At 26.2% G+C, this 9,759-nt stretch carries 8 protein-coding genes; 3 read left to right on the forward strand and 5 right to left on the reverse strand.

Annotated features, from left to right (window positions below):
- Together ACH2BO_RS14015 and ACH2BO_RS14020 are read right to left on the reverse strand one after the other, a co-directional pair.
- Entirely contained in the window at positions 1 to 1,380 is a 1,380-nt protein-coding gene (locus ACH2BO_RS14015; protein ID WP_395045356.1) for an MATE family efflux transporter, read from the reverse strand.
- A 218-nt stretch (positions 1,381 to 1,598) separates the two neighbouring features.
- Entirely contained in the window at positions 1,599 to 2,474 is an 876-nt protein-coding gene (locus tag ACH2BO_RS14020) for a PPK2 family polyphosphate kinase (RefSeq protein ID WP_395045357.1), read from the reverse strand.
- A gap of 165 nt (positions 2,475 to 2,639) precedes the next feature.
- Here ACH2BO_RS14020 and ACH2BO_RS14025 point away from each other — a divergent pair, with 165 nt between their 5' ends.
- The 3 genes from ACH2BO_RS14025 (at position 2,640) to ACH2BO_RS14035 (ending at position 5,006) form a co-directional block, all read left to right on the forward strand.
- Complete coding sequence (locus tag ACH2BO_RS14025) at positions 2,640 to 3,470, forward strand: DUF6929 family protein (protein ID WP_395045358.1); 831 nt, start codon at positions 2,640 to 2,642, stop codon at positions 3,468 to 3,470.
- A 102-nt stretch (positions 3,471 to 3,572) separates the two neighbouring features.
- The gene (locus tag ACH2BO_RS14030; RefSeq protein WP_395045359.1) at positions 3,573 to 4,073 is read left to right on the forward strand and encodes an RNA polymerase sigma factor; all 501 of its coding nucleotides are present in this window, start codon (positions 3,573 to 3,575) and stop codon (positions 4,071 to 4,073) included.
- 3 nt (positions 4,074 to 4,076) lie between these two features.
- The gene (locus tag ACH2BO_RS14035; protein ID WP_395045360.1) at positions 4,077 to 5,006 is read left to right on the forward strand and encodes a hypothetical protein; all 930 of its coding nucleotides are present in this window, start codon (positions 4,077 to 4,079) and stop codon (positions 5,004 to 5,006) included.
- A gap of 12 nt (positions 5,007 to 5,018) precedes the next feature.
- Here the strand turns inward: ACH2BO_RS14035 and ACH2BO_RS14040 are convergent, their stop codons facing one another.
- From ACH2BO_RS14040 to ACH2BO_RS14050, 3 genes are all read right to left on the reverse strand, one after another.
- On the reverse strand, positions 5,019 to 6,101 hold the full coding sequence (locus ACH2BO_RS14040; RefSeq protein WP_395045361.1) for a sensor histidine kinase: 1,083 nt from the start codon (positions 6,099 to 6,101) through the stop codon (positions 5,019 to 5,021).
- Positions 6,102 to 6,190: 89 nt separating this feature from the next.
- Positions 6,191 to 8,836: a carboxypeptidase-like regulatory domain-containing protein gene (locus ACH2BO_RS14045; protein ID WP_395045362.1), complete on the reverse strand. Its 2,646-nt coding sequence runs from the start codon at positions 8,834 to 8,836 to the stop codon at positions 6,191 to 6,193.
- On the reverse strand, positions 8,836 to 9,624 hold the full coding sequence (locus ACH2BO_RS14050; RefSeq protein WP_395045363.1) for a GLPGLI family protein: 789 nt from the start codon (positions 9,622 to 9,624) through the stop codon (positions 8,836 to 8,838). The genes ACH2BO_RS14045 and ACH2BO_RS14050 overlap by 1 nt, the downstream gene beginning before the upstream one ends.
- Positions 9,625 to 9,759: the final 135 nt, after the last annotated feature.

The following is a 9,759-nucleotide window of genomic DNA, read 5'->3' on the forward strand; positions in this document are numbered from 1 at the left end:
TTAAGAATGTTTTTGATTAATTAATTTTTTGGTCAAATTATTGAATCTAATATACAAAAATAATGCTGCTGCAGTTAATCCTGCAAGTAATCCAATCCATACACCAACAGCTTTTAAATCAGTATATAATCCCAAATAAATTGATATCGGAAAACCAATTACCCAATAGGCAACAAAAGTAATATACATTGGGATTTTTACATCTTGCAAGCCACGCAATGCACCAAGAACTACAACTTGAATTCCATCAGATATTTGAAAAATTGCTGCAACAATTAATAATTTAGATGAAATAACAATTACTTCAGTCGTGTCTTTTATACTCGAAAGATTTTCAGAATTGACAAACAATTCGGGCAGTTTTTTATAAAAAACTATAAATAATAATGCAAAAATAATTTCGATAAAAATTGCTAATAAAAATATGGATCGTGCAACAATTTGCAATCTTCTATAATCATTAATTCCTTTTTGGTTTCCTACTCTCACCATTCCGGCAACGCTCAATCCCATGGCAAACATAAATGTCATCGATGCTAAACTCAACGCAATTTGATTTGCTGCTTGACTAGTAGTTCCTATTTTTCCGCATAGCCAAATTGCTCCTGTAAATAATGCAACTTCAAAAAACATTTGCATGGCAGATGGAAACCCAAGATTTACAATTTTCATAGTCATCGATTTTCCAATAGCTTTCAAACTAAAACCATCAAAATAGGGTTTAAATTTATTTTTAGATTTTAATATGAAATGTAAAAAAATCACCATAATAATTCTAGAAACTAATGTTCCAACTGCTGCGCCTAACATTCCCATTTTAGGAAAAATCCAAAATCCGTAAATAAAAATGAAATTTAAAATTATGTGAACAACATTACTAAGTAAGTTTGCCCACATAGCATATTTGGTTTCACTTTTTCCATCAGCAAATTGTTTATATCCTTGAAAAATAATTAATGGAATTAATGAAAAGGCAACTAAATCTAGAAAAGGTATTGCTAATAAAACCACTTCTTTTGGTTGTCCCATTAAATACATCAAAGGTTTTAATAAAAATATCAACCCAAAAAGTGAAAATCCAAGAATGGTACACAAAACCAATCCGTGATGAAAAACACTTCTTCCTTTTACTAAACTATTCTCGCCATCGGCTTCTGCAATTAATGGTGTTATTGCTGTAGAAAAACCTATTCCTAATGACATTGCAATAAAAATAAAACTATTGCCTAATGAAACTGCTGCAAGTTCTGTTGGACCAAGTTTGCCAACCATAATATTATCTACAAGTCCAACCATTGTATGACCAAGCATTCCTAATATAATAGGATAAGCAAGTTTAATGTTTTCTTTAAATTCTTTGGTGTAGGTACTAAAATTCACTTATAAATAATTTGTATGCAAAAGTAATAGATAAAATAGTTCTTAATAAAATATTTTTAAAATTTGGTAAAAATAAAATTTCATAATTGCAAAAAATACGCTGAAACCAAATTCAGAGCATTTTTTTTATATTAATATGCTGCACATTTTATACTACTTGCAATAAAACAATAAATTGAAATTGATTTTTGTAATTGATTTTTGCAATAAATTTTTTTTTACCCTTTCAATTGTTCTCTATAAACTTCAATATTGGCTTTAACTTTTGCATCCAATTCTGGTTCTGTAATATCGGTTAGTTTTTGCAATTCATCCCAAATAATCTTAGCCACAATATACCTTGCAACACCTTTATCATCAGCAGGAACAATATACCAAGGTGCATTTTCTTTGGCTGTTTTATTTATTGCTTCTTCATAATATTTCATATAATCATCCCAACGTTCTCTTTCTTTCATGTCGCCAGCAGAAAACTTCCAATTGTCTTCTGGAGTTTCTAATCTGTTTAACAATCGTTTGCGTTGCTCTTCTTTACTCATGTGAAAATAAAATTTCAACACTTTAGTTCCGTTTTGAGCAATGTGTTTTTCAAAATTATTAATTTGTTCAAATCTATTTTCCCAAAATTGTGGTGTAATATCTTCTACTTTATTAATTCCTGGTAAATTTTCAAACAATATATATTCAGGATGAACTCTTGTTACCAATACATTTTCATAATGTGTTCTATTAAAAACTGCAAACTTTCCTTTCTCTGGCAAAGCCAAATAATGTCGCCACAAGTAATCATGTTCTAACTCGGTTGAGTTTGGAGTTTTAAAACTATGAACCACAACTCCACGAGGATTAAATTCTTTAAAAACTTCTCTTATCAAACTGTCTTTTCCGCTAGTATCCATGCCTTGCAAGCAAATTAAAAAAGCATATTTATTGTGAGCATACATGGCATCTTGCTTCTTGCTCAACTTTATTTGCACTTTGTCTAGTGCAAGTTGCTCTTCATCTTTATCAGTATCAATGTCTAGTTTTGTTGGAATACTTGACAAATTTATTTTTCCAACCACTTTAAAATCATCAGTGTTAATTGAGTTCATAGTAAATATTTTATATTTGTAAAAATAATATTTTGAAGCTATTTCCAGCTATGCGTTCCAATCTTTTCCTTGCGAGGTACGAAGAAATCTTTCAATTAGATTGCTTCGTACCTCGCAAGAAAAAGGATTTCCACTTCTATCTGGGCTAAAATTATCTGCTAACTTATGGAAAAATTTCAACTTTCGGTATTTCTAAAAATAATTGGTCTTGGTTCAGCATCAGGATTAATTTATGTTGACAATTCTATTTATCTAATTTCTGACAATAGTACCTATTTATATCACTATCAACTAGATTCATTACAACTTAATAAAATAAAGTTATTCGAAAATTCAGAAGAAAATATCCCTAAAAATCTGAAATCCGATTTTGAATCTATAACGTTTAAAGATGACAGATTTTTTATAATTGGTTCTGGCTCAACAGAAAACAGAAACAAAGTAATTATTTATGAAAAAGATGGCAGTTTTACTCAAGAAAATGATTTAACGCTATCCAATAATAGAATAAAAGAAATATTAAAAATATCTGACGAAGATTTAAATATTGAAGGTGTTTTTACTCACAACAAAAAAATATATTATTTTCAAAGAGGAAACGGTGCCAATTGTAAAAACGGAATTATTATTGCTGAAGATAAATCAATAAATAAAAATCCAAAAATAGAATTTAAACCTATAAAACTTCCCAAAATTCAAAAAATAGAAACCACCTTTACTGATGCAATTTTGGTAGAAAACAAAATTTATTTTTTAGCAACTGCAGAAAATACGACTTCAACTTATAATGATGGCGAAGTTCTAGGAAGTTTAATTGGGTGTATTGATTTTGAAACTTTAAAATTAGAATCAACACACATAATTACAAACACAATTAAATTTGAAGGATTAACTTTGTATAAAAAGTCGAAAAATGAAATAGAATTTTTATTGTGTGAAGATAATGATACCGAAATTTTAGAATCGACTATTTATCATTTGAAGCTAAAAATTTAATTTTTTTTTTACATTCATCCCAACCTTTTTAATAAAAATGTACTCTATACAATAAAGACCTAATTTGTGATAAACGAAAACCTAATATTAGCATGCAAAAAAATGCAGCGAGAAGCGCAAAAGCAAGTGTATGAATACATGTCGCCAAAGCTTTATCGCACTTGCAAACGGTATTTAAAAAAAGAAGAAGAAATTGAAGAAGTTTTGGCAGATGCTTTTTATACTATTTTCACAAAAATTGAACAATTAAAAGAGATAAAAGCATTTGAAGGTTGGGCTCGAAAAATAGCCGTAAATCAATGTCTACTTCAATTAAAACGCAATGTAAATTTTAATTTATATCTAGAAGATACTAGTATTTACTTGCAACCAGAAACCTTGCCAGAAACCAATCTTGAAGAAGAAGATTTACTTAATTTATTAAATTTTATTCCCGAAGGTTGCAAAACAATTTTTAACCTATTTGTGATAGAAGGTTATGGTCACAAAGAAATAGCGAGTATGCTTACCATATCCGAAGGAACATCTAAATCACAGTTGAATGTAGCTAAAACTAAACTGAAAGAATTAGTTAACAATCATTATTATCAAAAAATAAAATAAGTCATGGACACTAACGATAAATTATTTAATCAAATCAAATCTGCTGCCCAAAATGCAGAAACCAAAGACTTTTCGTCTATGGATAAGATTTGGAATAGAGTCGAAGAAAAAATCGACAAAAAAGTACTAAAAAAAGAAACCAAACTCTGGAAAAAAATTGCGGTTGCAGCTTCTCTATTACTATTTGTTTCTGTTGCTTATCAATATTTTAAATCTAATGAAGAAATCATTCTTCCAGAAAATGAAATAGTAACATCTGATAAACTTAAAGAAAATACAAATGATAGTTTAACAATAGATAAAGAATTGGTTACTACCGAAATTCAAAATCCTTTAATAAAAAAAGATGCCAATATAATTCTAGAAAAAGCAACCACATCAAGCTATCAAGTTGCTTCTAATGATGATTTAGAAATGAATTCAGTGCCAAATGCAGTAACAATAGATTCATTATCAGTCAATGGAAATGGAAATTTTAATACCGCATCTTCCAATAAATCAGGAACATTTATGTGGAATAGAAAATTTGATGCTCGTGGAGTTGAACATAAAGATATTGTTAAATCTGAATCAGAAAATGATTTTAAGAAAGCAAAAGTTGCAAAACAATCTGCTAAAAAGCAAGAACCATTAATTGTTATAGATGGTGAAGCTACAGATAAAAAACTATCCAATCTTAGTCAAGAAGAATTAGACTCGATTGTAGTTTTGCCTGAGCCATTGTATATTATTAATGGTGTTTATTATAGCGAACAAAGCTTGTTTGGACCAAATCCAACAAGTCCATATTCGCCATTAATAAAGCAAGAAATTGAATCAACAACAATATTAAATCCAGAAAAAGCAGCAACAATTTATGGAGAAAAAGGTAAAAAAGGTGTTGTAATAATTATTACAAAAGATGGAAAACCAAAAGCTATTAAAGGAAATTAAGATTTAAAAAAACTAAAACTCAATTTTTACAGTTGTACCATTATTAACTTTACTTTCAATATTAAATTTACATCCAATTTTTTCGATTAAATTAATAACTAAATGTAAACCCATTCCTATTCCCAATTCATTTTCGGTTCCTCGAGTAGAATGATAATTAATTTCTTTAATACTTTCTATTTTATTTCTTGTCATTCCAACACCAGAATCTTTTATAATCAATTGATTATCGGTATTGTAAATAGAAATTGAACCTCCAATTGGTGTGAATTTAATTGCATTAGAAAATAAATTTCTAATGATAATTGTCATAATTTCTATATCTTTTGGAGCAGTAATTAAATCTTCTAAATCAATGCTAACTTTAATCTTTTTATTCTCGTAATTGGTTTTGTATATTGAAACAATGTTTCTTACGAGTAAATTATAATCAATAGAAACATTATTTATTTGAATGGTATTAAAATTTAGTTTTGCCCAATTTAAAGTTGTTTCCAACAATTCTAAAACTTGAACCGATTCTTTATTAATCATTTCAACCATTGAAGAAAAATCTTTTTTAGCGATTTTATAGTTGCCTGCAACAGAAGATATTAACGCCAAGTTTACTATTGGAGATTTTAAATCATGACTAAGAATGGTTAACATTCTATCATTATTATTGTTTATTTTTTTTAATTCTTCTTGCATTAAAACTTCATTATTGATGTCTACAAATGCAAAAACATATAAATTTTCTATAAAAAAAGCTTTTATTTCATACCATTTTTCAATTTTAGTTTTAGAAGTTATTTTGGCTTTAATTTTTACAAGATTTTCTCCTTTTATTTTAGCAATTTGATATTCTTTTTGCCAATTTAGTCTAACTTGATTTCTATAATCTTCGTTAGGATAAACTTTTAAAAACCATTCGTTTACATCTTTAATTTCTGAAACTGTGAAGCCAAATTCTGATACTAAATTATCATTAAAATAGACATTTTCAAATTGAGAATTGGCATTAATTTCGGCTAAAATAAATGGATAAGGCAAGAGATTTGCCCAGCTAATAAGTGATTCTTTAGATTTGAAAAAATCTTTTTGCAGGATTTCCATACAATAAAGATAGACTATTTTTCTATTTCTCTCAAATTCTCCATTTTTTTATGAGCAAGAAATCCTTTGATGTCTTCAAAATGTTCTTTTTATTTAAAATTAAATCTTAAACTTGCTAAAATCTGTGAAGGTCTAATTAAAAATGTGTTTGAAATAGTACTGAAATCATTTAATAGTAACTCATTATAATTTTTAGTATTTAAAATATTTGTCCATTTTAGCTCTAAATCAATTTTGCTCTTTTTAAATGTATATTGATAACTTAAATCTAAAAATTGATTTTTAAATTTTTGATTTCCATATTCATACGAATAATCCTCTTTAAAAATACCAAAATGTTGTTTGTCAGATAAATAAATTAAAATCTTTAAATCACTTGTTAAAGCATTAATATTTACATTATTTCTTTTACTAATTGAATAATTTATATTATAATCAAAAGTTAGCCAAGAAAAATAATTTGCATTTAATTTAAGCGACATAGCATTTTGAATTGAATTTATGTTTTGATTACTGTCATTAATTAGAATATTATTTAATAGATTGCTTATGCAATAACCAAAAGTAATTTTTGATTTTAATTTTGGGATATATTTTCCAATTTCAAAACCTACCCTTTTATTTTCTGAAACATTATCTGTCATAACTTGATTGATTATTGTTTGACCATTTTCAGATATATTTTGAGTAATTGTATTATTAGATTTGTTATTACTTATTTCATAATTAAAATTTATAAATAAATTTTGAAGAATTAATTTATATTCTAAATTACCGCCTATTTTTTTTATTAGTACTTTTTGAATATCTGAATTTTGTTGTGTTAAAATTAAAGCAGAATAAATATAAGATGAATAAGAATTATCTATTGTTCCAAAATTAATACTTTTTGAACCATAAAATGTTTTAGATAATTCCGTTGATATTTTATACTTAATTGTAAAATTAGGTTCGAAAGTTAGTTTGTTTAATGATTTACTAAAATCATTTTTTAACTCTATAGCTTTTAAACTATAAAAATTAAATGGGGAATTTACATTTACATTCCAAGAATCATCAATAAAATTTACTGCAAAACTTAATTTTGGAAGAGATTTGTTCCAAATCAAATTATTCTCAAAATTAGAACCTAAATTTATGGTATTATCAGAAGTATCTTTGCCTATTGCTAAAGAATTTAATTTAATTTTTTCTATTTGAAATCCAAAAGAAGGTATAATAGATACCTTTTTAATTGATAAAATAAAAGATGCTTCGGTAGTTAAATTAAAAGTATTTATAACAATATTTTGCTTAATTTTTTCTGCATCAATTGATGGAAATTGCTCTAGGGTTATATTACTATATGGAGAAACCTCGTAAAATTGTTTGTCATAAATATAATTTAAAGTTGATTTAAAATTAATTATTTTCTTTCCTAATAAAGAAATAGCACTTAAAGAGTTTTGAAAAGAATAACTAGGTGAATATACATTCTGATTTATTATTGAGGAATCACTATTAATATTTCCGTAAACACTATTCCAATTTGACTGATATTTAATAGTGTTTTTTAAAAAACTTTTATCTGTATTTTTCGTAAGAATAATTTTTGATTTAATTTGATTATTTTCTAATTCTGTTAAGTTTCTTCTACTAAAGCTTATTGTATTGATAAAAATACCGTTAGTGTCAAATAAATCAATTTTTGAAAACTGAGTTCCATTTCTTTCAATAACATTATTATAAAAACTAAAATCTGCTTTTAGCTCCCAATTTTTAGAAATAGTAGTTAAACCATTCGTTGAAAAAAGTTGCGTTTTATTAAATAAATAACGATTGCTTTCAATTTTAGGTAGTTCAGATTGAGCTACATTTAACCAATAACCAGTTAAATTATCAAATGTTAAACCTTCAAATCCTTCATCAAATGAAAAAGATTGCAATTCACTAATTACATCTTCCCCAATATTGTTGGATTTATAATTAAATAGGTATTGATACTTTTTAGTAAATAACATTGGTGTTATCTTTGCATTCCATAAAAAAGGATAAAAACCTGAACCAACAGAAGCACTTCCTGTAAGTGTTATGGTTTTTTTTAGTTTTATATTTATAGCAGCTCTATTACTTGGCACACTGTTTTTTAATACTTTAATAGGTTGATGATCCTCTAATACTTGCACTTTTGTAACTGCACCTTTTGGCAAACCATTTGTTAAAGTGCCATAACTGCCTGACATTAGGTCTTTACCTTCAACATAAAACTTATTAATATCTCTGCCTTGATACTTTATTCTTCCATTTTCATCAACAGAAATACCTGGTATTTTTTTTAATACATCTGATAATGTAGTATCATCTTTTCCTTCAAATGAACTAATATTGTAAGTAAGTGTATCACCTTTTTGTTGAATAGCTTTTATATCTACTTTTACTTCTTCAAGTGAGGTAATTGTTTCTACTAAAGTAAAGTTTAAAACTTGTGAGTTATTAGTAATTTCTTGCTTTATTTTTTGATAATCAATACAAGAAATAATCATACGAAAATTCAAAGAATCGTCATCAATTGATAAGTGATATTCTCCTTTTTCATTTGATATTGCAAAAGATACAATACTATTATCTTTTACATCTTCAATTGTAATACTAACATTTTCTATTAATTCACCTTTTGAATTTTTAATTTTTCCTTTTATGCTATTCTGTGAATATGAAACAAAGGATAAAAATAAAATAAAAAATGTTATCTTCATTATTCAGTTAATTCTATAGAATTATAGTTTTTTTCTTTTTCTATTTTCATTTTTAATATTTTTTTTGGCATATCTGGTTCATCTTTAATAAAACTTTCAAAAGGATGAACTGCGTCATCATGCCTTGATTTTGTATATTGTTCCTTTGTAACTTTCTTTGCTTTTGGATAATTATGTAAAATTACATTATTTTTCTTTCTATTTCTAAACCTATATAATGTAAAATTATAGTCATTTTTTTCGTCTGAAACTTCAAAAATAAGACCAGGTAAACCATGGAACTTATATGGTCCAAAAGGCATTGGATGATTTGGAGAAAAATAAGCTGTCCATTTTCTTCCCCATTTAGTTGTGGTGGCTTTTATACAATCAAAACCTTTAATTTTTTTAATTTCTTTCGTTATTTTCCAATCAAAATTTACAGTTTCAATATATCGCAGTTCACCTGAATAAGGTAGTTCATTTGCAAAATTAATTTCATTTCCTTTCTTGTAAACTGTATATGGAAAATTTGTATAGTACATCATATTAATGTTTAAATCATCTTGAGTGTCATTGTATTTAATCTTGCCGCTATCAATCAAAGAGTCTTTAACATATATAGTGGAATTTTTAAAATAACTTTCTTTATTATTGAATAACAATACAAAAGTATTAATATCTGCTTTTTCTAAATTCTTGTATTCTTTAAATTTTAATTCATAATTAGCATGAAACAATATGTTCATATTTTGTTGAGAATACATTATAGAAGAAAAAAATAATAAACTAAAAAAAATATTTTTCATATTTTGTAAAATTATAACATTTTAGGTCTTGAAAAAACAAGACCTAAAATATTATTTATTGTTAAGGATTATATGTAATAGTAATCGCTCCAGCACCAGGACACAAATAACTATTTAAAGATGTAAGTTCTGCTG

Origin of the sequence: Flavobacterium sp., from assembly GCF_043773265.1 — a bacterium.
In the GTDB taxonomy this organism is placed as follows: Bacteria; Bacteroidota; Bacteroidia; order Flavobacteriales; family Flavobacteriaceae; genus Flavobacterium.

What these genes read in the sequence shown, in the direction of transcription:
- ACH2BO_RS14020 (WP_395045357.1), bottom strand. Translation starts at nt 2,474, where the DNA reads ATGAACTCAATTAACACTGATGATTTTAAAGTGGTTGGAAAAATAAAT.
- ACH2BO_RS14025 (WP_395045358.1), top strand. Translation starts at nt 2,640, where the DNA reads ATGGAAAAATTTCAACTTTCGGTATTTCTAAAAATAATTGGTCTTGGT.
- ACH2BO_RS14030 (WP_395045359.1), top strand. Translation starts at nt 3,573, where the DNA reads ATGCAGCGAGAAGCGCAAAAGCAAGTGTATGAATACATGTCGCCAAAG.
- ACH2BO_RS14035 (WP_395045360.1), top strand. Translation starts at nt 4,077, where the DNA reads ATGGACACTAACGATAAATTATTTAATCAAATCAAATCTGCTGCCCAA.
- ACH2BO_RS14040 (WP_395045361.1), bottom strand. Translation starts at nt 6,101, where the DNA reads ATGGAAATCCTGCAAAAAGATTTTTTCAAATCTAAAGAATCACTTATT.
- ACH2BO_RS14045 (WP_395045362.1), bottom strand. Translation starts at nt 8,836, where the DNA reads ATGAAGATAACATTTTTTATTTTATTTTTATCCTTTGTTTCATATTCA.
- ACH2BO_RS14050 (WP_395045363.1), bottom strand. Translation starts at nt 9,624, where the DNA reads ATGAAAAATATTTTTTTTAGTTTATTATTTTTTTCTTCTATAATGTAT.